The following is a 23196-nucleotide window of genomic DNA, read 5'->3' as shown; positions in this document are numbered from 1 at the left end:
CCGGCCACCCATGGCCGGCCGGGCCCGGCTGCAGCTCGAGTGCCGCGGCGTGGTCCAGGGGGTCGGCTTCCGGCCCCTGGTGCATCGGCTGGCCGCCGAACTGGAGCTCAGCGGCGAGGTGGAGAACGGCCCGGGGGCGGTGCGCCTGCGGCTGGAGGGGGAGCGGCCTTCGCTGGTGGCGTTCCTGCGGCGCCTGCCGCTCCAGTTGCCCCCCGGGGCCCGGTTGGAGCCGTTGGATCCCGTCTGGTTGGCAGCCGCCGCCCCCGCGGCGGGTCCCTTCCAGGCGGGGGTGCGGATCGTGACCGGCCAGGCCGAGCCGCTCGGCATCGACCTGTTCGCGTCGTCGCTGGTGGCCGATCGGGCCCCCTGCAGCGCCTGCCTGGCCGAACTGGCCGATCCCGCCGATCGCCGCTTCGGCTATCCCTTCATCAGCTGCTGCGACTGCGGTCCCCGCTTCAGCATCGCCACCGCCGAGCCCTGGGCCCGGGCCCGCACCACCCTGGCGCCGTTCGCCCTGTGCCCGGCCTGCCGCCGGGAGTTCGAGGATCCCGCCGATCGCCGCTTCCACGCCGAGACCATCGCCTGCCCGGTGTGCGGGCCGCGGCTGGCGCTGCTTGATGGGTCCGGGGCGCCCCTGGCGGGTTCCGCCGCCAGCCCCGCCGCCTTGATCCGCTCCTGCTGCGATCTGCTGGCGGCGGGGAAGATCCTGGCCCTGCAGGGCGTGGGCGGTTTCCAGCTGCTGGTGGATGCCACCAACGCCGCGGCGGTGGCCCGGCTGCGGCGGCGCAAGCGACGGCCCGCCAAGCCCTTCGCCCTGCTGGTGGCCGAGGCCGAAGCCCTGGCCCCCTTCTGCGTCATCGACGCCGCCGAGCGGCGGGCCCTGGCGGATCCCGCCGCCCCGATCGTGTTGCTGCGGCGCCGCCTGGCCGCCACCGACGCCCTGCCGGGGGTGGCCCCGGGCAGCCCCTCTCTGGGGGCGATGCTGCCGGCGTCGCCGTTGCACCACCTGCTGGCGCGCGCCTTCGGCGGGCCCCTGGTGGCCACCAGCGGCAACCCCAGCGGTGAGCCGCTCTGCATCGATCCCGCCGAAGCGGTGCAGCGGCTGGGGGCCGGGGCCGGCGGCCCCATCGCCGATGTCTTCCTGGTGCACGACCGCGCCATCGCCCGCCCCCTGGATGATTCGGTGCTGCAGCTGATCGATGGCCGGCCGGCCCTGCTGCGCCGGGCCCGGGGTTATGCCCCGGAGCCCCTGGTGCTGGCGGCGGGTCCTGGTGCGGCGCCCGATGGTGTGGTGGCCCTTGGGGGGGATCTCAAGAGTGCGCCGGCCCTGGCGCTGGTCGGGCGGCTGTGGCTGGCCCCCCACCTGGGGGACCTGGCCGAGGGCCGTCTGCTGTCGCGGCTGGCCGACGGTCTGGCGGCGATCGAGCGGCGCTGGGGCGGGCGGCTGACGCGGATCGCCTGCGATGCCCACCCCGGCTACCTCAGCCACCAGCTCGCCGCCGATCAGCCGTGGCCGCAACAAACGGTGCAGCACCACCGGGCCCACGGCCTGGCCGTGCTGGCCGAGCACGGGCTGCCCTTCCCGCTGTTGGCCGTCACCTGGGATGGGCTCGGCTACGCCCCGGGGGCCGACGGCGGCCCCCAGCTCTGGGGCGGAGAGCTGCTGCTGCTGGGCGGGCCCGGCGATCCCTCCTGCGAGCGACTGGTGGCCCTGCGGCCCTTCCCCCTGCCTGGGGGTGAGCGGGCCATGGCGGAACCCCGCCGGGCGGCCCTGGGGCTCCTGGCCGCCGCCGGGTCCCGGGCCCTGGGGCACCCCGGCGCCCGCCACAGCCTGGCGGCCTTCGCGGCCGCTGAGCGCCGCCTGCTGCTGCAGGCCATCGCCAGCGGCTGCAACTGCCCCCTGACCACCAGCATGGGCCGGCTGTTCGATGCGGTCGCCTCCCTGCTGGGCCTGGTGCAGGTGCAGAGCTACGAGGGTGAGGGGGGTCTGCGCCTGGAAGGGGCCGCCGCCGCCGCTCCCCCGGAGACTGGGCGCTGGTCCCTCCCCCTGCTGCCACCCGAGGCCGTCGCGGCGGGCACCGCCGCCGCTGGTCCCAGCCTGGGCTGGCTCGACTGGGAACCGCTGCTGGACGCTCTGCTGGCGGCGATCGCCGCCGGCGCGCCGCCGGCCCTCTGCGCCGCCCGTTTCCACCACACCCTGGCGGAGGCCCTGGCCGACGCGGTCGCCCTCGCCACGGCCGGCCGTGGGGGGGTGCCGGTGGCCCTGGCGGGGGGCTGCTTCCAGAACCGGCTGCTGCTGGAGGCCGCGATCGCGGCGCTGCGCTCCCGCGGCCTGCGGCCGTTCTGGCCGGAGGTGGTGCCCTGCAGCGATGGCGGGCTGGCCCTGGGGCAGGTCTGGGCGGTGGGCGGTCCGTGGGCAGATCCGGTCGGCGCGCCTACAACCGGGTGGAGTGCCCCCGAGCCGAACCCACCCCATGTGCCTGGCCGTGCCGGCTCGCATCCTCTCGATCCGGGTCCAGCCGCCGCCGGGAGTGCCTGAGCCCACCGGGGCCGCCTCCGACGACGACAACGACGGGCTCTGGCGCATGGCCGAGGTGGATTTCGGGGGGGTGCGCCAGCAGGTGAGCCTGGCCTGTCTGCCCGAGGCGGCGGTCGGCCATCGGGTGCTGGTGCACGTGGGCCTGGCCCTCAGCCTCGTCGAGGACGACCCCCCATGACCATCACCGTCGACGGCAACGAGGCCGTGGCCCTGGTGGCCTACCGCCTCAACGAGGCCATCGCCATCTACCCGATCACCCCCGCCTCGCCGATGGGGGAGTGGGCCGACGCCTGGAACACCGAGGGCCGCCCCAACCTTTGGGGCACGGTGCCGGCGGTGGTGGAGCTGCAGAGCGAGGCCGGCGCCGCCGGCACCGTCCATGGCGCCCTCCAGGCGGGGGTGCTGACCACCACCTTCACGGCCTCCCAGGGGCTGCTGCTGATGGTGCCCAACCTCTACAAGCTGGCCGGCGAGCTCACCCCCGCCGTGCTGCACGTGGCGGCCCGTTCCCTGGCGGCCCAGGGGCTCTCGATCTTCGGCGACCACAGCGACGTGATGGCCTGCCGCGGCACGGGCTGCGTCATCCTCTGCTCCGCCTCGGTGCAGGAGGCCGGCGACTTCGCCGCCATCGCCACCCGGGCGAGCCTGAAGGGGCGGCTGCCGTTCCTGCACATGTTCGACGGCTTCCGCACTTCCCACGAGATCCAGAAGATCGAGCCCATCGCCGATGCGGTGCTCCACGCCCTGATGCCGATGGAGGCGGTGGCCGCCCACCGCCAGCGGGCCCTGTCCCCGGACCATCCGGTGCTGCGGGGCACGGCCCAGAACCCGGACGTCTACTTCCAGGCGCGTGAGTCGGTGAACCGCTTCTACGACGACCTCCCCGGCCACCTGGTGGAGGCGATGGAGTGCTTCGCCGGCCTCACCGGCCGCCAGTACGGCCCCTACGAGTACGTGGGCGCCCCCGATGCCGAGCGGGTGGTGGTGCTGATGGGCTCCGGTTGCGAGACCGCCGAGGAAACGGCGCAGGCCCTGATCGCGGCCGGCGATCGGGTGGGTGTGCTCAAGGTGCGCCTGTTCCGGCCCTTCGTGGCGAGCCTGTTCGCCGCCGCCCTGCCGCCCACGGTGCGGACTCTGGCGGTGCTCGACCGCTGCAAGGAGCCGGGGGCCGGCGGTGAACCCCTCTACCTCGATGCGGTGGCGGCCCTCAGCGAGGAGTGGCGCTCCTGCCACGGCGATCGCCCCCTGCCCCAGGTGGTGGGCGGCCGCTACGGCCTCTCCTCCAAGGAGTTCACCCCGGCGATGGTGAAGGCGGTGTTCGACAACCTGCTGCTGAGCCAGCCCCGCAACCACTTCACGGTCGGCATCGACGACGACGTCACCCATCGCTCGCTGCCCGTCGCGGCGGACTTCCACGTGGATGGGCCCGACCAGATGCGGGCGGTGTTCTACGGCCTGGGCTCGGACGGCACCGTCGGGGGCAACAAGGCCACGATCAAGATCATCGGCGAGCAGATCGACCTGTTCGCCCAGGCCTACTTCGTCTACGACTCGAAGAAATCCGGCTCGGTCACGGTGTCGCACCTGCGCTTCGGCCCCCGGCCGATCCGCGCCCCCTACCTGATCGAGCGTCCCACCCTGGTGGCCTGCCACCAGTGGGATTTCGTCGACCGCTTCGACCTGCTGGCCGGCCTGGACGCCGGTGGGGTGCTGCTGCTCAACAGCCCCTTTCCGATCGAGGAAAGCTGGCGGCGGATGCCGGCGTCGCTGCGCTGCGGCATCCGCGAGCGGGGCCTTTCGGTGTGGCTGATCAACGCCTACCGGGTGGCCCGGGAGGCCGGCATGGGCCAGCACATCAACACGGTGATGCAGGCCTGCTTCTTCGCCGTCAGCGGCGTGCTGCCGCGCCAGGAGGCGATCGAGCAGATCCGTGCCTCCCTGCGCAAGACCTACGGCCGCAAGGGGGAGGCGGTGGTGGCCATGAACCTGCGCGCCCTCGATGCCACCCTCGACAACCTGCAGCCGCTCGACTGGCGCCAGCTGCCGGCCGAGGATGACCTCCCGCCACCGGCCCCTGCGGCTGACCGGCTCGCCGAGGCTCCCTTGTTCGTGCGGGAGGTGATCGGACCCCTCCTGGAGCGGCGCGGCGATGCCCTGCCCGTCAGCGCCCTGCCCTGCGACGGCACCTGGCCCACGGGCACGGCCCAGTGGGAGAAGCGCAACATCGCCGAGACCGTGCCGGTGTGGGAGAGCGACCTCTGCGTGCAGTGCGGCAAGTGCGTCATGGTGTGCCCCCATGCCGTGATCCGGGCCAAGGCGGTGGCGCCGGAGACCCTGGTGGGCGCACCGGAGGGCTTCCGCCAGGCCCCGGCCCGTGATCCGGACCTGGCGGGCCGCAGCTTCACGATCCAGGTGGCCGTGGAGGACTGCACCGGCTGCGCCCTGTGCGTGGAGGTCTGCCCGGCCCGCGACCGCACCGAGCCGAAGCGCAAGGCGATCAACATGGCCCCCCAGCGCCCCCTGCGGGAGGCCGGCCGCGGTCACTGGGACTACTTCCTGGGGCTGCCGGAGATGGCCCGCGGCGACCTCAACCTGCACAAGATCGGCCAGCAGCAGCTGCAGCAGCCCCTGTTCGAGTTCTCCGGCGCCTGCGGCGGCTGCGGCGAGACGCCCTACCTCAAGCTGGCCAGCCAGCTGTTCGGCGACCGGATGCTGGTGGCCAACGCCACGGGCTGCTCCTCCATCTACGGCGGCAACCTGCCCACCACCCCCTGGAGCACCAACGCCGAGGGGCGCGGCCCGGCCTGGAGCAATTCCCTGTTCGAGGACAACGCCGAGTTCGGCCTGGGCATGCGGGTGGCGATCGACCAGCAGCGCCAGATGGCCCTCGAACTGCTGGAGCGGCTGGGCCCGGCTCCGGAGCGGGCCGACCCCCTGCTCCCCGGGTCCCTGGTGGCGGCGATCCGCGACGGCGACCAGCACGATGAGGCCGGCATCGTCGCTCAGCGGCAGCGGGTGGAGGAGCTCAAGCGCCTGCTGCACGTCATGGCACCGGAGGCCCCCGAAGCCGCCCGCCTGCTGGATCTGGCCGATGCCCTGGTCAAGAAGAGCGTCTGGCTGGTGGGGGGCGACGGCTGGGCCTACGACATCGGCTTCGGCGGCCTCGACCACGTGCTGGCCAGCGGCCGGGACGTCAATGCCCTGGTGCTCGACACCGAGGTGTACTCCAACACCGGCGGCCAGATGTCGAAGGCCACCCCCCGGGCGGCGGTGGCCAAGTACGCCGCCGGCGGCAAGGCCGCCCCCAAGAAGGATCTCGGGCTGATGATGATGAGCTACGGCACGGTCTATGTGGCCAGCGTGGCCATGGGGGCCCGCGACGAGCACACGGTGCGGGCGTTCCTGGAGGCGGAGAGCTATCCGGGGCCCTCGCTGATCCTGGCCTACTCCCACTGCATCGCCCACGGCATCGACATGGCCCGGGGCATGGAGCAGCAGAAGGCGGCGGTGGATTCCGGCCGCTGGCTGCTCTACCGCTACGACCCGCGCCGCACCGAACGGGGGGAACACCCGCTGCAGATCGACAGCCGGGGCCAGAAACGACCCCTGGCCGAAGCCATGGCCACGGAGAACCGCTTCCGGATGCTCTCCTTCAGCCAGCCGGAGCGGGCCCGGGCCCTGGCGCGCCAGGCGGAGCTGGAGGTGACCCGGCGCTGGGCCATCTATCAGGCCCTCGCCGGTACCCCGGCCCCATCCCCGAGCGAGGCACCGGCATGACCCGCCCCGATCTGTCCGTCACCTACCTGGGCCTGGAGCTGCGCAGTCCCCTGGTGGTGGGGGCCGCCGCTCCCCTCAGCGAGGACATCGACCAGCTGCTGCGGCTGGAGGAGGCCGGCGCCGCGGCCGTGGTGCTGCATTCGCTGTTCGAGGAGCAGATCGAGCGCGACCAGCTGGAGCTGCACCGGGTGACCCTGCAGGGCGCCGACAGCTACGGGGAGGCGCTCAGCTACTTCCCCGAGCCCTCGATCTTCCACGTGGGCCACGACCTCTACCTGCGCCACCTGGAGCAGGCCCGCTCCCGGCTGGCGGTGCCGGTGATCGCCAGCCTCAACGGCGCCCACCCGGGCCAGTGGGTGCAGGTGGCGCGGCGGATGGAGTCGGCCGGCGCCAGCGCCCTGGAGCTGAACATCTATTCCGTCCCCACCGATCCCGACCTCTCCAGCGCGGCGATCGAGAACCAGGTGCTGGAGATCGTCGCCGAGGTGCGCGCCGAGGTGACCCTGCCCCTGGCGGTGAAGCTCAGCCCCTTCTTCACCAACTTCGGCGCCATGGCCAAGCGGCTGGCCGCCGTCGGGGCCGATGGCCTGGTGCTGTTCAACCGCTTCTACCAGCCCGACATCGACATCGAGGAACTGGAGGTGCGGCCCAACCTGCTGCTGTCCACCCCCCACGACCTGCGGCTGCCCCTGCGCTGGATCGCCCTGCTGCACGGCCGCCACCCGCTGGATCTGGCGGCCACCGGTGGCGTGCACCGCGGCACCGACGTGGTGCGGCTGCTGATGGCCGGCGCCGCCATCACCCAGGTGGTGGCCGCCCTGCTGCGCCACGGTCCGGGCCGGCTGGCGGGGCTGGAGGAGGAGCTGGCCCAGTGGTTGCTGGAGCACGAGCACGCCACGGCCCGGGAGCTGATCGGCTGCATGAGCCAGCAGCGCTGCCCCGATCCCAGCGAGTACGAGCGCTCCCAGTACATGCGCGCCGTCCAGACCTTCCTGCCCGCCGATGCCGCCGCGGCGCCAGGTCCCTGGTGACTGCTCCGCTGGCGGCGACGGCGGAGGTGGCCGCCGTGCGGGAGCTGGCGGCCGAGCTGGCCGCGATCACCACCCGTCCCTGGACCCTGATGGAGGTCTGCGGCGGCCAGACCCACGCCATCGTGCGCTGGGGGCTCGACCAGCTGCTGCCCCCCGGGCTGCGGCTGATCCACGGCCCCGGCTGCCCGGTCTGCGTCACCCCCGCCGCCACCATCGATGCCGCCCGGGCCCTGGCCCGCCGGCCCGAGGTGATCCTCTGCTCCTACGGCGACATGCTGCGGGTGCCGGGCAGTGCCGCCGATGAGGGGCCGGGGGATCTGCTGGGGGTGCGGGCCGAGGGGGGCGACGTGCGCTTGCTCACCTCCCCGTTGGAGGCCCTCGCCCTGGCCCGGCGCCATCCGGATCGCCAGGTGGTGTTCCTGGCGGTGGGTTTCGAGACCACGGCCCCGGCCACGGCCCTGCTGGTGCGTCAGGCGACGGCCGCCGGGACGGCCAACCTCTCCCTGCTGGCGGCCCATGTGCGGGTGCCCCCCGCCATGGCGGCGATCCTCACGGCCGAGGGCAACCAGGTGCAGGGCTTCCTGGCGGCCGGGCACGTCTGCGCCGTGATGGGCACCGCGGAACTGGAGCAGCTCGCGGATCGGCACCGGGTGCCGGTGGTGGTGAGCGGCTTCGAGCCCCTGGATCTGATGCGGGGCCTGGTGGCCTGCGTGCGCCAGCTGGAGCGGGGTGAGGTGCGGGTGGCGAATGCCTACGGCCGGGTGGTGCGCCAGCAGGGCAATCCGGCCGCCCGGGCCCTGCTGGAATCAGTGTTTGAGCCGGTGGACCGGCCCTGGCGGGGCTTCGGGGTGATCCCCGGGGGCGGCCTGGGGCTGCGGCCGCCCTTCCGCAACCTGGAGGCCGGGGCCCGCTTCTCCGACCTGCCCGCTGGGCCTGAGGCCGGTGCGGAGCCGGGGGCCGAGGCCGGTGCGGAGGGCGTCTGCATCAGCGGCCGCATCCTGCAGGGGCGCGCCCGGCCCATGGACTGCCCGGCCTTCGGGACCGCCTGCACCCCCGAGCATCCGCTGGGGGCGCCGATGGTGTCCTCCGAGGGGGCCTGCGCCGCCTACCACCGCTACGGCCGCCGTGGCTGAGCCGGCCCCGCCCGCCACACCCCGCATCCAGCTGGCCCACGGCGGCGGCGGCACCCTGATGCAGCAGCTGATCGACGCCGAACTGCGCCGTCTCTATGCCGACCCCGACCAGGTGCTGCACGATGCCGCCCGCCTGTCCCTGCCCCACGGCCGGCTCGCCTTCACCACCGACAGCTACGTGGTGCAGCCCCTGGAGTTCGAGGGCGGCGACATCGGCAGCCTGGCGGTGACGGGCACCGCCAACGACCTTGCCATGGCCGGCGCGAGGCCTCTGGTGCTGAGCCTGGGCCTGATCCTGGAGGAGGGGCTGGAGCTGGCCCTGCTGCGCCGCATCGTCAGCTCGATGGTGGAGGCGGCCCGGCGCTGCGGGGTGACCATCGTCACCGGCGACACCAAGGTGGTGGAGCGGGGCAAGGGGGACGGGGCCTTCCTCAACACCAGCGGCATCGGCCTGCTGGAGGTGGACGCGCCGATCGATCCGCTGGCGATCGCCCCCGGCGACCAGCTGCTGGTGAGCGGCGACCTGGGCCGCCACGGGGTGGCGATTCTGGCCGCCCGCCATGGCCTGGATCTGCAGCCCCCCCTGGCCACGGACTGCATGCCCCTGTGGCCGGCGGTGGAGGCGCTGCTGGGAGCGGGGGTGCGGCTCCACTGCCTGCGGGATCTCACCCGGGGCGGCCTGGCCAGCGCCCTGCAGGAGCTGGCGGGCCCCAACGCCCTGGAGCTGCGGATCGAGGAGGAGCGCATCCCGGTGGCCGAGCCGGTGCGGCGCACCTGCGAGCTGCTGGGCTTCGACCCGCTGCACCTGGCCAACGAGGGCCGCTTCCTGGCCGTGGTGTCCGAGGCCGATCAGCAACGGGCCCTGGAGGTGCTGGCGCCGGCCGGTGGGGCCTGGATCGGCCGGGTGCTGGAAGCGGGTCCCGGAGCCGGCTGCCCCCGGGGCCGGGTGCTGCTGCGCACCCCCTACGGCAGTGAGCGGGTGCTGGTGCCCCTCAGCGGGGAACTGCTGCCGCGGATCTGCTGAAGCCTGGCGGCGCCTGTCCAGCGTGGCGCCAGCGCTTGTCGAGGGCATCGGCGAGGATCACCAGCAGCGGAGCCAGGGCCATCGGCCCCAGCCAGGCCATCGGGAATGGCCGCATCCCGAACACCGCCGCCACCGGAGCCAGCAGCACCAGGGCGCTGGCCAGCAGCGGCTCGCTGACCAGTCCCAGCCAGAGCATCGGATTGGGGATGGCGAGCATCGCCCAGGCGGGACGGCGTTCACTGCGGCAGGCCAGCAGGGTGCCCATCTGGCCGGCCACGATCAGACAGAAGGTGACGGTGGTGGCCTGCTGCTGGATCGCCACCACGCCGGCGTCAGCCGTGTGATGCAGCAGCTGAGGGGCCAGGACCCGCAGCTGGCTCCAGCCCACGCCGTTGGCCCGCCAGGTGAGCAGATAGCCCGCCATGGCCACCAGGCCCTCCACCAGCCCCAGCACCAGATAGGCGCGCACCATCACGGCCCGGTTGAGCAACGGCAGGCCCTTGGGGCGCGGGGGCAGGCGCATCACCCCCGGCTCGGGTGGGTCGGCCCCCAGCCCCAGGGCCGGCAGCAGGTCCGTGCCCAGGTCGACGGCCAGGATCTGCAACACCGTGAGGGCAGCCGGAATCCCGACGGCCACCATCGCCAGGAAGGGCAGCACCTCCGGCACGTTGGACGCCAGCACGTAGATGATGAAGCGGCCGATGTTGGTCACCACCGAGCGGCCATAACGGACGGCCTGCACGATCGTGGCGAAGTTGTCGTCCAGCAGCACGATGTCGGCGGCTTCGCGGGCCACGTCCGTGCCGCTGATCCCCATCGCCAGACCGACATCAGCGGCGCGCAGGGCCGGCGCATCGTTGACCCCGTCGCCGGTGACCGCCACCACGTCGCCGAGGGCGCGGTAGGCCTGCACCAGGCGCAGCTTCTGCTCCGGCGCCATGCGGGCGAACACCAGCCTGCTGCGGAACTTGAGCAGCTGGCGCAGGTGCACGTCGCTGATCTGGGCCAGGGTGGACCCCTCGATCACCCGCACCGGGTCGGCGCTGGCCTGCTGTTGCGCCGTCGATCCGGCCCTGGGTCCGGGCGGGTCGAGCAGGCCGATCTGCTGGGCGATCGCCTGGGCCGTCAGGCCATAGTCGCCGGTGACCATCGTCACCTTGATGCCGGCTTCACGGCACTGACGGATCGCGTCCGGCACCTCCGGACGGGGCGGGTCGTAGAGACCCAGCAGGCCGAGGAACATCTGGGCGCTCTCCAGGGCCTCCGTCGGCGCCTCGCCGCATCCCCCGTCGCCGCGGCGGAGCGCCACGGCGATGACCCGGTAGCCCCGGGCGGCCAGACCGTCATTGGCCTCCACCACCCGCTGGCGCAGGGCGGCGTCCAGGGGCAGGTCCGCCCCGGGCGACAACCAGGTGGTGCAGTGGTCGAGGACATCCAGTGGCGCCCCCTTGGTGATCAGCAGGGAGCCCCCGCTGGCGATCGGCAGGTCATCGGCCCCGTCGCTCCAGTCGACCAGCACGGTCATGCGGCGGCGATGGGAGTCGAAGGGGATTTCGCGGCGTCGCGGATGCCGGCCCGGCTGCTCCCCCGGCGCCAGGCCGGCGGCGGCGGCGGCCAGCAGCATCGCCGTTTCGGTGGGATCCCCCACCGCGCGCCAGGGTTCGGCGGCACTGCTGCCCCCGGCCGTGGCCGGCTCCAGACGGGCGTTGGAGCAGAGGGCGGCACAGCGCAGCAGCAGCCGCTCCAGCCCCTCCCCGGCCACCGGCAGCCAGGTGCTTTCCACCGCCATGCGGTTGCCGGTGAGCGTTCCGGTCTTGTCGCAGCAGATCACGCTGACCGAGCCGAGGGCCTCCACCGCCGACAGACGGCGGACCAGCGCCTTGCGCCGGGCCATGCGCTGCACGGCCATGGCCAGGGCCATGGTCACCGTGGGCAGGAGCCCCTCGGGCACGTTGGCCACGATGATGCCCGTGGCGAACACCACGCTCTCCAAGGGGTTCATCCCCACCAGCAGGACGCTGAGGCCGAAGGCCAGCAGTCCCATGGTGACGGCGATGGTGCAGATCGTGTGCACGATCCGGCTCACCTGCACCTCCAGGGTGCTGGCCCCGCGGGCGGTGCCGGCGGCCAGCCGGGCCACCTGTCCGAATTCGGTCTCGGGGCCCGTGGCGTAGACGAAGGCCGCCCCCCGTCCGGAAGCCACCGTGCTGCCGGCCATCACCAGGTTGATGCGCTCACCGGTGCTGACCTTCGCCTGCAGCTGGCTGCCCTCGAGGGCCTCACTGCGGCGGGCCACCGGCAGGGATTCGCCGGTCAGCACCGACAGGTCCAGATAGAGCGCATGGGCCTCGCTCAGCCGGCAGTCGGCCGGAACCCTGTCCCCCTCCTCGAGCCGAATCCGATCGCCGGCCACCAGCTGCTCCGCCGGCAGAAAGACCAGCTGGCCGTCACGCCACACCTGCACCTGGCTGGGCAGGGCACGGGTGAGGGCGGCCAGGGTGCGCTCGGCCTGGAACTCCTGCCAGAAGGAGAAGACGCCGTTGATCAGCACCACCGTCCAGATGGCCCAGCCCAGCTGGGGGGTCCCGGCGGCGAAGGCCAGACCGCCGGCGACCCACAGCAGCAGGGCCATGAAGTGGACCATCTGGTCCAGGAAGCGGAGGGCCAGGGGTCGACGCTTCAGGGGCGGCAGACGGTTGGCGCCGAATCGCGCCAGCCGCCGTTCCGCCTCCCCGCTGCCAAGGCCCTCCGGTGTGGTCTGCAGGGCCTGGTGGACGCCCTCCAGCGGCAGCGACCAGATCGGCTGGGAGGCGGCGAGCAGCACGGATCGGCGGCGGAGGCCACGTTCAGCATGGCCAGCCCGGGGTCGGGCGAAGTGACGTGGCTAGCGTCCCTTGGCCTGTGGATGCCGCTGCCCATGCCACCGCAGATGCCCCGGTCGATGCGGCGTCGCCTGGTGGCTGTGGCGGCCCTGGTCCTGGCCACCTTTCCGGCGGCGGCGGCAGCGGCCGAGGTCGGCACCCTCTGGCGGGTGCGGGACGGCGCCGGCACCGTCTTCATCGCCGGCTCCCTGCACCAGCTGCGGCGCGACCGGGCCGGACTCCCCCCGTCCTATGGCCTGGCCTACGGGGAGGCGGAGCGGCTGGCGATGGAGCTCGACATGGATGCCATCAGCCCGGCGGCCCTGGCCGGTGAGCTGGTGGCGCGGGCCCTTGATCCCGACGGCCGCTCCCTGCGCGATGGCCTGCCGCCGGCCACCTGGCGGACCCTGCAGCCGCGCCTGGCGGGCCTGGGGCTGCCCGAGGCGGCGATCGATCGTTTCGAGCCCTGGGCCGTGGCCCTGCTGCTCGCCTCCGCCGAGTTCCTGCAACGGGGCTATTCCCCCGACAGCGGGGTGGAGGGCCAGCTCCAGGCCAGGGCCGCCGCCGACCGCAAGCCCATCGACGGCCTGGAGACCCCGGCCGAGCAGTTCGAGCTGTTCGATGGGCTGCCCCGGACCGACCAGGTGCAGCTGCTGGAGGTCACCCTGAAGGAACTGGATGGGGTCGGGCCCCGGCTGGACGTCCTCGAGGACGCCTGGCGGGCCGGCGACCTGGACCGTCTCGAGACCCTGCTGCTCGGGGATTACCGCCAGCGGCCGGATCTCCACGAGCGGCTGGTGGTCCGGCGCAATGGGGCCTGGGTGGCTCCGGTGCGGGGGTTCCTGCGGCGCCCCGACGACACCCTGGTGGTGGTGGGGCTGATGCACCTTCTTGGCGACCGGGGGCTGATCGCCCTGCTGCGGCAGCAGGGACTGAAGCCGGAGCGGTTCGTGGATGGGGCCTGGCGGCCGGATCCCTGAGGGCCAGTGGCACCGCTCGGTGGCGATCGCGGCCTGACTCAGGCCTCCGGGGGCGGGGCGCCGGGCAGGGCGTCCACGGTCACAAGCCGCTGCCGCCCCAGCCGCCCGCGCAGCTCCCAGCCCTTGACGATCCGGTAGACGGCGGGGACCACCGCCAGGCTGAGAACGGTGGAGACCAGCTGGCCGCTGAACACCACCGTGCCGATGCTCAGACGGCTGGCGGCCCCAGCGCCGAAGGGAAACAGCAGCGGGATGCAGCCCGCCAGTGACGAGATCGTCGTCAGCAGGATCGGCCGCAGGCGGGCGACGGCGGCGCCCTGGATCGCCTCCTCCAGGGGCAGGCCGGCCCGGAGCCGTTGGTTGGCGAACTCCACGATCAGGATGCCGTTCTTGGCCGCCAGGCTGGAGAGCACCAGCAGACCCATCTGGCCGTAGACGTCCAGGGGCAGGCCCCGCAGGCTCAGTCCCAGCACCGCGCCCAGCATGGCCAGGGGCACGGTGACCAGGATGATCAGCGGATCGATGAAGTTCTCGTAGAGGGCCGCCAGCACCAAGGCCATCACCAGGATCCCCAGGGCGAAGACCCGCACGTTGCCACCACCGGCGCGGGCTTCCTCCCGGGCCAGCCCGGCCCATTCGAGATCCACGGCGTCGGAGGCCCGGCTGCGGTGCACCTGCTCGAGCAGGGCCATGGCCTGGCCGCTGCTGACGCCGCGCCGCGGCAGGGCCCGGATGCTGATCGAGCGCACCAGCCGGGTGTGGTTGATGGTGGTCGGGCCGGCCCCCTGCTCCACCTGCACCACCTCGGCCAAGGGGATCAGCCGTCCCTCCCGGTTGCGCACCTGCAGGGCCAGCACGTCCTCGGGACCGGAGCGGGAGCGGCCGTCCAGCTGGACGATCACCTTGCGGACCTGGTCGCCCTCGAAGGTGTCGTTGACGTAATCGCTGCCGAAGCTGGCCCCCAGGGTGTCGACCACGGCCGACAGATCCACCCCCAGGGAGGCCATGCGCAGCCGGTCGGGCACCAGGGTCAGCTGAGGGGCCCCGGCGCTGAAGCGGGTCGACACCCGCTGGAAGGCCGGCCGGCCCTGGACCTCGCTGGCCTGGGCGTCGGCGATGAAGGAGCGGGCCTCCTGCTCGAAGGCGGCCAGGCTGAGCAGGCCGCCGCTGGTGTCGAGCAGTTCCAGCTCCAGGCCCCCTTCGCTGCTGAAGCCGCGCACGCTCGGGGCCTCGCTGAGCTGGACCACGGCATCGCGGATCCCCTTACCCAGGAGGGCGTTCATCCGTTCCGCCACGGCCACGCTGCTCTGGTCGGCCTCGGGGCGCTCCTTGATGGGCCGCAGCCGCAGGAAGAACTGCCCCTTGTTGGGGCTGCTGTCGCCGAAGGAGCGGCCCGCATAGAAGTTGGCGCTGCGAATCGCCGGTTCCTTGCCGGCGAGGAGCCTCACCTGCTCCAGCACCTTCTGGGTCTGGGGCAGGGCCGAGCCCTCCGGCAGGATCACCACCCCACGCAACTGGCCGGTGTCCTCCTGGGGGATGAAGGCGGTGGGGAACTGCCGCAGGGTGAGAACGGTGAGCAGGAGCCCCGCCAGCAGCAGGGCCACCACGAGTCGGCGCCGGGCCAGCACCCCCTCCAGCAGGTGGGCGTAGGGGGCTTCGAGGGCTTCCAGGGCCCGCCGGGGAGGGTCGATCCAGCGCCGCAGCCAGGCCGGTTCCCGCCGCTCAGCGTGGAGCAGGCGGCTGGCGGCCACCGGGGTGAAGGTGAGGGCGTTGATGGTGGAGAAGACCACCGCGCTGCTGATGGCGATGGCGATCGGGGCGTACAGCCGGCCCACGCTCCCCTCCATGGTCAGCACCGGCAGGAACACCACCACCAGCACCACCGAGGTGGCGACCACCGCACTGCCCAGCTCCGCCATCGCCTCCCGCGCCGCCTGCAGGGGGGGGCGACCGTTCTCGATGCGCCGGCCGATGTCCTCGCTCACCACGATGGCGTCATCGACCACCAGCCCGGAGGCCAGCACCATGCCGAACAGGGTGAGGGTGTTGATCGAGCTGCCGGTGAGCTTCAGCACGCTGAACGAGCCGATCAGGGCCACCGGCACGGCGCCGGCGGTGATCAGGGCCAGGCGGCTGTTGCCCAGACCCAGCAGCAGCACCAGGAACACCAGCAGCACCGCGTCCCTGAGGGCCTCCACGGCACCATCGATGCTGGCGCGCACGTTCTCGGCCTCATCGACGATCACCTCCATGGCCACCCCCGGCGGGAAGCGGGGGGCCAGGGCGTCCAGGGCCATCTCGACGCCCTGCCGCACCTCGAGGGCGTTGCTGCCATCGCGCTGGAAGATGCCCATCGCCACGGCCGTGTTGCCGTCCAGGTTGGTGGCGATGGTGTCGTAGGTCTCGCTGCCGAGCTCCACCCGTCCCACGTCCTTCAGCAGGGTGACCCCACCGTCGCCGGTGCGGGCCACCACCAGCTTCTCGAACTCCTGGGGCGTCCGCAGGCGTCCCTCCATCCGCAGCGGCAGGGTGGTCACCTGGTCCGCCGGGACGGGAGCTTCTCCTGTCTGTCCCAGGGCCGCCAGCACGTTCTGCTGCTGCAGGGCCTGGCGCACCTCGGCGATCGTCAGGTTGCGGGACTGGAGCCGGTCCGGGTCCAGCCACAGCCGGAAGGCCAGGCTGCTGCCGCCGAAGAGATTGACGTCACCGACGCCGGGCACCCGCCGCAGCCGGTCGCGCACCACCTGATCCACCCAGCCGGTGAGGAAGGTGTCGGCATAGGTGCCGCGGCTGGCGCTGAAGCTCAGCACCATCAGCAGATCATCGGAGCTGCGGCGCACCTGCACCCCGAAACGGGCCACCGGCGCCGGAAGCTGGCGCGCCACCACGGCGGCTTCGTTCTGGGTGTTGATCTGGTTGAGCTCGGGGTTGCCGCCCTCAAAGCCCAGGGTGATCGTGCTGCCGTTGGCGGAGCTGGTGGAGCGGATCGTGTCGAGGCGTTCAAGCCCGTTGAACTGCTTCTCCAGCAGGGCGGTGACGCCCTGCTCGACCACCTCCGGTCCGGCCCCGGGATAGCTGGCCCGCACGGTGACCCGTCCTGGCGCGATCGGTGGCAGGTTCTCCACCTGCAGCACCGGCAGGCTCACCAGGCCCCCCAGCAGGATGAGCAGGCTGATCACCAGCGTCAGCACCGGCCGGCGCAGGAAGGGGTCGGAGATCGACTTCACGGAAACGCCTGGGTGGGCACCGACCCTGATCGCCGCCCGATCCTGGCAGGGGCGGCCGCCGGCCCGCGATCAGCGCAGGTCGCGTTTCAGCACGGCATAGAGGTAATCCGGGGATTTGTAGCGGCTGGGAAGGCAGATATGGAGCTGCTCCAGGCGGCTCCAGCAGACCGTCTTCTGAATCGCCTCCATGGTGCGGCCCTCCTTCAGCAGGAGCCGCATCGCCTTGCAGTAAAGGGAATATTTCGCCTCCAGCTCTCCGATCGTGGGGGGCTGACCCTGGACCTGGGGCATGGCGGAAGGGGGCACCCGGGTTTTGCAGGGGTGCTGCTCCACTCTACGAGCTGGCCAGTATCCCCTCGACGTCCGGCGCCAGGGTCGTTGGGGCATGGCCGAGGGTGGCGGCCTGGTCATCGCTGAGCCGCCCGGCTGCGTGCAGCACGGCGGTGATGCGGGCGATGTCGAGCACGGCGTGGCAGCGGTAGCCCGCCCGGGCGAGCCGCTCGCGGGCGCTGGTGTCGGCCCGGCCGCCGTGGTCGATGAACACCACCACGTCCTCCACCTCCAGGCCGGAGCTTTCCAGCTTGGCGATGCCCTCGAGCACGCTGTTGCCGGTGATCAGGATGTCGTCCACCACCACCACCCGGTCGCCCTCCTCGAAATCCCCTTCGATCAGGCGGCGGGCCCCGTGGGCCTTCACCTCCTTGCGGGGATAGAGCAGGGGTTTGTGCAGCTGCAGCGACAGCCCGGTGGCGGTGGGCAGGGAGCCGTAGGGAATGCCGGCGATGCGGTCGAAGACCAGCTCCCCGAGCTGGCCGGCGTAGGCGTGCAGCACCCGGTGGAACAGGTTGGGATCGGAGATGATCTGGCGCAGATCCACGTAGTAGTTGAAGACGGCTCCCGAGGCCTGCACGTAGTCGCCGAACAGCAGGCAGCCGATGTCGAACAGGTCGAGGATCAGGCTGGCCAGGGGATCGCCGGAGCCATCGGCGTCCGCGCCGGCCGCGGCCTCGGCGCTGCTCTCCGGGCGACGCTCGGGCAGCCACAGGCTGCAGGCCTCGCCCTGGTCCGGCGCCCGCCGCTCCAGCCAGCGGTCCCGGCGTTCGCTGATCCGCTGCTTGAGGGCGGCGGCGCGGACGGCGATGTCGTCCTCCACCAGCAGGTTCTGGGGCAGGGGCATCAGCAGGCCGTCGGCGGCCGGACTCAGCCCGGCCTCCAGCAGGGCGTCGAGGCGATCCTCCTCGCCCCAGAGGCTGCGCAGGATCAGGAACCGTTCCGGGGCCTCCTGGCGCACCCGGGCCAGGATCGCCGGGTCACTGGTGCCCACCTCCAGCAGCAGCTGGTCGGGGGTGGCCCAGAGCTGGCACTCCCGCACGATCCGCAGGTAGAGGGGATCGCTCTCGTTGGGGTGGTGCTGCAGCACCCGGGCGGCCGCGTTGGAGCTGTGGCAGGTGATCACCACCGCCTTGTCGGGATACAGCAGGAACGGGGCGGCGATGTCCTGGCCGGCCAGGGGGGAGAGGGTGACGCCGTCGGCGCCCAGTTCGCGGAACAGGTAGTGGGCCAGCGCCGAGGAGCTGTTCAGGTCCCCGTGCTTGGTGTCGATGATCAGGGGGATGTCGAGCGGCACCAGCTCCCGCACCTCCCGCAGCAGTTCCAGTCCCACCGGGCCGAGGGCCTGGTAGAAGCCCAGGCTGGGCTTGTAGGCGCAGACGTGGTCGGCGGTGGCCTCCACCACCGCCTTGATCCAGTGGCGGGCCTGGGAGAGAAACGAACGGCCACCCATGCCGCGGCGATGGGCCCAGGCCTGCAGCATCTCCGGGTTGGGATCAAGGCCGGTGACCAGCAGCGACTGACGGGCGGCGATGGCGTCGGTGAGCTGGACGAAGAAGCCCATCGCGCGGGGGGTTGGTGCCCAAGGTGCTAAGGCGAGGGCCGGCGCCTGCGCGAGGGGGTGACACAGGACTTATTGATCCCCGTGCCCCGCCGGCTGCCTCAGCTCAGCCCTGCAGTTCGGCGTACGCGGGGCTCCAGCGGCAGGCCTCCAGGCGCGCGAGGGCGGCCTCGGGAGTGGCGGCCCGGCGGGCCAGTCCCTCCCGCACCGCCTGGATCGCCACCGCTTCGGCCACCGCCCGCGACACCGCCTGAACCGCCGCCAGGGGGGGCATCAGCGGAGCGTCGGGATCGGTCGCGGCCGGGATCACCCCGGCCAGGGCCTCGATGCTGGCATCGATCATGGCGTCGCTCACTTCCGTGGCGCCCACCGCCACGGCGCCGTAGCCCAGGCCCGGGAACACGAAGCAGTTGTTGCACTGACCGATCACCCGTTCGATCGGCTCGCCCGCGCTGTCGGCGCAGATCACTGGCGGAAAGGGGCTGCCGGTGGCCACCAGGGCCTGGCCGCGGCTCCAGCGCAGCAGGTTCTCCGGGGTGATCTCCGCCAGAGGGGTGGGATTGGACAGGGGCAGGACGATCGGCCGCCCGCCGTCGGCGCAGAGGGCCTCCACCACCGCCTGATCGAAGGCCCCGGCGGCGGTGGAGGTGCCGATCAGCACCCCCGGCCGCACCGCCTCGATCACCGCCAGCAGGCCCGGGCCCGGCCCGTCGCCAGGGGCCGCCGCCCCGAACCGTGCCGCCAGCAGCTCGGGCCCCTTGGCGAACGGCCGGGCGCCGCCGGACAGGCCCGGGGTGCCGGTGTGGATCAGCCCGTCGCGGTCGATCAGCCAGAGGCGGTCGGCGGCCTCGGCGGCCGAAAGCCCCTGGCGCTGCAGCAGGCGCCAGAGCCGCTCGGCGATGCCGCAGCCGGCGCTGCCCGCCCCGAAGATGACGATCTGCTGGTCGGCCAGCGGCCGCCCGAGGCCCCGCAGGCCCGCCAGGATCGCCGCCGCCGCCACGCTGCTGGTGCCCTGGATGTCGTCGTTGAAGCTCGGCACCCGGTGCCGGTAGGCCTCCAGCACGGGGCGGGCGTGGGCGGCGCCGAAGTCCTCCCAGTGCACCAGCGCGCCGGGGCAGACCGCCTGCACCGCGGCGATGAAGCGGTCGAGGAAAGCGGTGTAGGCCTCCCCCTGCAGCCGGGGCCGGCGCAGGCCGGGGTAGCAGGGATCGGCCAGCAGTTCGGGCCGGTCGGTGCCCACGTCGAGCATCACCGGCAGGCCCCGGGCCGGATCGAGCCCGGCGCAGAGGGTGTACACCGCCAGCTTCCCCTGGCAGATCTGGATGCCCCCCACCCCCTGGTCGCCGATGCCGAGGATCCCCTGGGCGTCGGTGACCAGGAGCAGGTCAGGAGCCTGGCCGGCGGGGCCGCCGCAGGCCTGGGCCAGCAGCTCCTCGAGCCGCTCCTGCTGAGTGGCCGCCAGGTAGATCCCCTGGCTGGGGCTGCGGTAGGTGTGGCTGAAGTGCTGGATCGCCTGCCCCACCGTGGGGGTATACACGATCGGCATCGCCAGCTCGATGTGGTCGGCGAGGAAGCGGTGGAACAGGGTGACGTTCCGCTCCCTCAGGGTCTGGAGATAGGCGTAGCGCTCCAGGTCGCTGCCCATGGCGCCGAAGGCCAGCCGGCAGCGTTCCACCTGGGCCTCGATCGTCTCCACCTGCCAGGGCAGCAGGGCCTCCAGTCCGAAGGCCCGCCGCTCCTCCCGGCTGAAGGCGGTGCCCTTGTTGAGCAGCGGATCATTGAGCAGCTCGGCGCCCCGGAGGGTGGTGCTCCGCTGGCGACGGGGTTCGGCGACCACGGCGTGCTCCTGGTTCCGCTGGTGCCCCCATCATCCACGGGCTGCCAGGCGAGAGTGTTCGCCGCAGGCGCCTCCCAGCCTGCCGGCAGCCCATCGGCAGGTCCTCCGTTCAGCCCCCCGCGAAGCCCCCATGAAGATCGTGCGCTACGAGGATCCAGCCGGCGCCATCCACCTCGCCTGCCGCCATGCCGACGGCAGCCTGGAGCGCCTGGCGGGCGATCTGTTCGGCGCCCTGGAGCCCACGGGCGAGCCGGCCGCGGCCCGCAGGATCCTGGCCCCCCTGGAGCCACGCGCCATCCTCTGCATCGGCCTCAACTACCGCCGCCATGCCGCCGAGACCGGCGCCACGATCCCCACCTGGCCGGTGCTGTTCATGAAGGTGCCGGGGGCGGTGCAGCATCCGGAGGCGCCGATCACCCTGCCCACCACCTTGGCCAGCCACCAGGTGGACTACGAGGGGGAGCTGGCGGTGGTGATCGGCCGCACCTGCCGCAACGTGCCCCGCTCCGAGGCCCTGGGGGTGGTGCTGGGCTACACCTGCGCCAACGACGTCAGCGCCCGCGACTGGCAGAAGCAGCCCCAGCTCGGTGGCGGCCAGTGGTGCCGCGGCAAGAGCTTCGACAGCTTCGCCCCCCTGGGCCCCTGCCTGGTGACCGCCGCGGCGATCCCCGATCCCCAGGCCCTCACTCTGGAGACCCGCCTCAACGGCGAAACGGTGCAGGCGGCCAGCACCGCCGACATGATCTTCACCGTGGCGGAGATCATTGAATTCCTGAGCGCCAGCACCACTCTGGCGGCGGGCACCGTGATCCTCACCGGCACCCCGAGTGGTGTCGGCATGGCGGCCGATCCGCCCCGCTGGCTGCGCCGCGGCGATACGGTCGAGGTGGAAATCGAAGGCATCGGTGTGCTGCGCAATCCGGTGCTGGAGGAGTCCTCCCCAGAGCCGGCCCGCTGAGGGCTTCTCCCCCGTCGCGCCCCATGAAGCTGTCCGCCGCCTGGACCTGCCAGCCCGCCAGGGCCGCCGGCTGCGGCGGCTATCGCCACTTCGCCGTGCTGGGCCAGCGGGGCCGGGGCCGGGAGCGCAGCGTGGAGCTCCAGGCGGTGCTGGACCCAGGCTTCCGGCTGCTGGTGCCCACCGGCGAGCTCCGCGACCGCGCCGCCTGGCTGCCGGGCTGGCAGCGCCTGCCTCGCGAGGAGGAACTGCCCGTAAACTTCGACAACTCCACCGCGGACCTGTGACCTTCAACGGAACCCTGGAGGAACTTCAGTCGCTGGTCGAGGGCCTCGGCTGTTTCGGTCACTGGGTCCACGAAGGGGCCTTCGAGATGCTCGTCATCGAGGACGGCGAATCAAACCTGCGCCTCAACTGGTGGCCCGGCACCGGCACCCTGATGCTGGTGGGGGACCCGGCCCAGCGCAGGGACCTGGAACCGCGGCTGAAGGAGGCCCTGGCCGGTCGCGCCTGAGCTCAGTCCTTCACCACCAGCTCCGTGGTGCCGCTGCGGCGCAGCAGATCGCCGAGCACCAGCAGGTCGTTGCCGTGGATCAGCCCGATGCAGCCGTCGGTGCCGCTGCTCCGCCCCCGGCCGGCGCTGGGGTCGTGGTGGATCCCCAGGCCCCGGCGGGCGGTGGGGAAGGCGGGCTCCAGGCCGATCCAGAGGAAACGACCGAGCTCCACGTCATCGGTGGGCGCGACGGGCGTGATTTCGGTGACGGCATAGCGGCCCCGCGGCAATGGGGCCTTGCTGCCGAGCCGGTCGCGATCGCCCCCCTGGCGCCGCACCCGGCCCACCAGGGCCTCGTAGGCCCGCGCCGGCTGGCCCGGGAGCAGCAGCTGCAGTTCCCAGATCGGATCGCCGGTGACGGGCAGCTGGCGGTCGGTGCGCACCAGCACCATCCGGCCGCCAGCGGCCGCCACCGCCTGGGCGGCCTGGGTGGCCTGGGCCGAGGGGGCGGGAGCGGCCAGCACCAGGCCCAGGGCCCAGGCGAGGACCAGCGGGGCCTGGCCGGTGGAACGCTTCATGAACAGCACGGGACCAGCGCCCGTGTTACTGCCCCGGCACGGGTGCCACAAGGGAGGGGCAGCCAGCCCTCGAAGACGCACCGCGAAGGTTCAGGCCCGTTCGTCCTGGTCCCGGCTGATCGTCACCAGGGCCGGTGCGAACAGGAACACCGTGTCCCCCAGCCGCTCCGACTGACCGTCCAGCGCGAAGACGCCGCCGGAGACGAAATCGATGGTGCGCTGGGCCTCCTCCGGCGCCATGGCACTGAGGTGCAGCACCACGGTCTTGAACTGCTGCACCGCCAGCACAGCCTCAACGGCCTCCTCAAAGCGGCCCGGTGTCATCACCACCACCTCGTGAAACCAGGTGCCGAAGGGGGTTTCCATCGCTCCAGGTTGCCTCAGCCCGCCCCCGCCAGCCAGCGGCAGAGCGTGAGCCTCCGGTGAGAACCGGCTCAGGCGACCAGGGCGATGGCGTCGATCTCCACCCGGGCGCCCTTGGGCAGGGCCGCCACCTGGACGCAGGCGCGGGCCGGTGCGACCCCCTCGCTGAAGAGACCGGCGTAGAGGGCATTCACCCGGGCGAAGTCGTCGAGGTCGACCAGATACACCGTGGTGCGCACCACCTGATCGGGACCGCAGCCGGCGGCCGCCAGCACCGCCTGGAGATTGCTCAGCACCTGCCGGGTCTCGGCCTCCACGTCGCCATCCCCCACCAGCACCCCGCTCACCGGGTCGAGGGCGATCTGGCCGGAGCAGTAGAGAACCCCGCCGGCGAGCACGGCCTGGTTGTAGGGACCCACCGGCGCGGGGGCCTCCGGGGTGTTGACCGGATGAGACAAGGGGCTGTGCCTTTGGTCACCTCCGCCAGCGCTGGAACTCATGACGGGT

Annotated in this window: 18 protein-coding genes; 10 read left to right on the top strand and 8 right to left on the bottom strand. The window is 72.8% G+C overall.

What is annotated here, in order from left to right; all coding sequences use genetic code 11:
* The first annotated feature begins 10 nt into the window (after positions 1 to 10).
* From hypF to hypE, 6 genes are read left to right on the top strand one after another with little or no spacing between them, the layout of a single operon-like run.
* Positions 11 to 2539 (top strand): carbamoyltransferase HypF, encoded by a 2529-nt coding sequence (gene hypF, locus KUG39_RS14215; protein ID WP_216915803.1) that lies wholly within the window; start codon positions 11 to 13, stop codon positions 2537 to 2539.
* The gene (locus tag KUG39_RS14210; RefSeq protein ID WP_353617392.1) at positions 2532 to 2717 is read left to right on the top strand and encodes a HypC/HybG/HupF family hydrogenase formation chaperone; all 186 of its coding nucleotides are present in this window, start codon (positions 2532 to 2534) and stop codon (positions 2715 to 2717) included. Before hypF ends, KUG39_RS14210 begins: the two co-directional genes overlap by 8 nt.
* Entirely contained in the window at positions 2714 to 6316 is a 3603-nt protein-coding gene (nifJ, locus tag KUG39_RS14205; RefSeq protein ID WP_216915737.1) for a pyruvate:ferredoxin (flavodoxin) oxidoreductase, read from the top strand. Before KUG39_RS14210 ends, nifJ begins: the two co-directional genes overlap by 4 nt.
* The gene (locus KUG39_RS14200; protein ID WP_094584767.1) at positions 6313 to 7347 is read left to right on the top strand and encodes a dihydroorotate dehydrogenase-like protein; all 1035 of its coding nucleotides are present in this window, start codon (positions 6313 to 6315) and stop codon (positions 7345 to 7347) included. The genes nifJ and KUG39_RS14200 overlap by 4 nt, the downstream gene beginning before the upstream one ends.
* The gene (gene hypD, locus KUG39_RS14195) at positions 7344 to 8480 is read left to right on the top strand and encodes a hydrogenase formation protein HypD (protein WP_216915735.1); all 1137 of its coding nucleotides are present in this window, start codon (positions 7344 to 7346) and stop codon (positions 8478 to 8480) included. Before KUG39_RS14200 ends, hypD begins: the two co-directional genes overlap by 4 nt.
* Positions 8473 to 9504 carry a hydrogenase expression/formation protein HypE gene (hypE, locus tag KUG39_RS14190; RefSeq protein WP_216915733.1) on the top strand — a complete coding sequence of 344 codons (1032 nt, stop codon included), beginning with the start codon at positions 8473 to 8475 and terminating at the stop codon, positions 9502 to 9504. Before hypD ends, hypE begins: the two co-directional genes overlap by 8 nt.
* Here hypE and KUG39_RS14185 read toward each other — a convergent pair.
* On the bottom strand, positions 9473 to 12328 hold the full coding sequence (locus tag KUG39_RS14185) for a cation-translocating P-type ATPase (protein ID WP_216915731.1): 2856 nt from the start codon (positions 12326 to 12328) through the stop codon (positions 9473 to 9475). The genes hypE and KUG39_RS14185 overlap by 32 nt on opposite strands.
* Positions 12329 to 12433: 105 nt before the next feature.
* On the opposite strand from KUG39_RS14185, the gene KUG39_RS14180 reads away from it, so the two are divergent.
* On the top strand, positions 12434 to 13345 hold the full coding sequence (locus tag KUG39_RS14180; RefSeq protein ID WP_216915729.1) for a TraB/GumN family protein: 912 nt from the start codon (positions 12434 to 12436) through the stop codon (positions 13343 to 13345).
* Between the two features lie 38 nt (positions 13346 to 13383).
* On the opposite strand, the gene KUG39_RS14175 is transcribed toward KUG39_RS14180, so the two are convergent.
* The 4 genes from KUG39_RS14175 to KUG39_RS14160 form a co-directional block, all read right to left on the bottom strand.
* Complete coding sequence (locus KUG39_RS14175) at positions 13384 to 16572, bottom strand: efflux RND transporter permease subunit (RefSeq protein WP_216915727.1); 3189 nt, start codon at positions 16570 to 16572, stop codon at positions 13384 to 13386.
* Positions 16573 to 16641: 69 nt separating this feature from the next.
* Positions 16642 to 16863: a DUF3136 domain-containing protein gene (locus tag KUG39_RS14170; protein WP_094584893.1), complete on the bottom strand. Its 222-nt coding sequence runs from the start codon at positions 16861 to 16863 to the stop codon at positions 16642 to 16644.
* 43 nt (positions 16864 to 16906) lie between these two features.
* Entirely contained in the window at positions 16907 to 18466 is a 1560-nt protein-coding gene (locus KUG39_RS14165) for a bifunctional orotidine-5'-phosphate decarboxylase/orotate phosphoribosyltransferase (protein WP_216915725.1), read from the bottom strand.
* A 103-nt stretch (positions 18467 to 18569) separates the two neighbouring features.
* Positions 18570 to 20300: an NAD-dependent malic enzyme gene (locus tag KUG39_RS14160; protein ID WP_216915723.1), complete on the bottom strand. Its 1731-nt coding sequence runs from the start codon at positions 20298 to 20300 to the stop codon at positions 18570 to 18572.
* A gap of 130 nt (positions 20301 to 20430) precedes the next feature.
* Between KUG39_RS14160 and KUG39_RS14155 the strand changes: the two genes are divergently transcribed.
* The 3 genes from KUG39_RS14155 to KUG39_RS14145 are packed head-to-tail and all read left to right on the top strand — an operon-like array spanning position 20431 to position 21769.
* Positions 20431 to 21258 carry a fumarylacetoacetate hydrolase family protein gene (locus KUG39_RS14155; protein WP_216915721.1) on the top strand — a complete coding sequence of 276 codons (828 nt, stop codon included), beginning with the start codon at positions 20431 to 20433 and terminating at the stop codon, positions 21256 to 21258.
* A gap of 23 nt (positions 21259 to 21281) precedes the next feature.
* Positions 21282 to 21542, top strand: coding sequence for a TIGR02450 family Trp-rich protein (locus tag KUG39_RS14150; RefSeq protein WP_216915720.1), 261 nt, complete (start codon positions 21282 to 21284; stop codon positions 21540 to 21542).
* Positions 21539 to 21769 (top strand): hypothetical protein, encoded by a 231-nt coding sequence (locus tag KUG39_RS14145; RefSeq protein ID WP_094584757.1) that lies wholly within the window; start codon positions 21539 to 21541, stop codon positions 21767 to 21769. The genes KUG39_RS14150 and KUG39_RS14145 overlap by 4 nt, the downstream gene beginning before the upstream one ends.
* Positions 21770 to 21771: 2 nt before the next feature.
* Here the strand turns inward: KUG39_RS14145 and KUG39_RS14140 are convergent, their stop codons facing one another.
* From KUG39_RS14140 to KUG39_RS14130, 3 genes are all read right to left on the bottom strand, one after another.
* Positions 21772 to 22326, bottom strand: coding sequence for a L,D-transpeptidase (locus tag KUG39_RS14140; protein ID WP_216915718.1), 555 nt, complete (start codon positions 22324 to 22326; stop codon positions 21772 to 21774).
* 90 nt (positions 22327 to 22416) lie between these two features.
* Positions 22417 to 22692, bottom strand: coding sequence for a cell division protein SepF (locus tag KUG39_RS14135; RefSeq protein ID WP_216915716.1), 276 nt, complete (start codon positions 22690 to 22692; stop codon positions 22417 to 22419).
* Between the two features lie 68 nt (positions 22693 to 22760).
* Complete coding sequence (locus KUG39_RS14130) at positions 22761 to 23189, bottom strand: Rid family detoxifying hydrolase (RefSeq protein WP_233133834.1); 429 nt, start codon at positions 23187 to 23189, stop codon at positions 22761 to 22763.
* Positions 23190 to 23196 lie beyond the last annotated feature (7 nt).

The sequence above is a fragment of the Synechococcus sp. CCAP 1479/10 genome (assembly GCF_019038515.1).
GTDB lineage: Bacteria > Cyanobacteriota > Cyanobacteriia > PCC-6307 > Cyanobiaceae > Cyanobium.
This window is presented reverse-complemented; position numbering and strand designations above follow the sequence as displayed.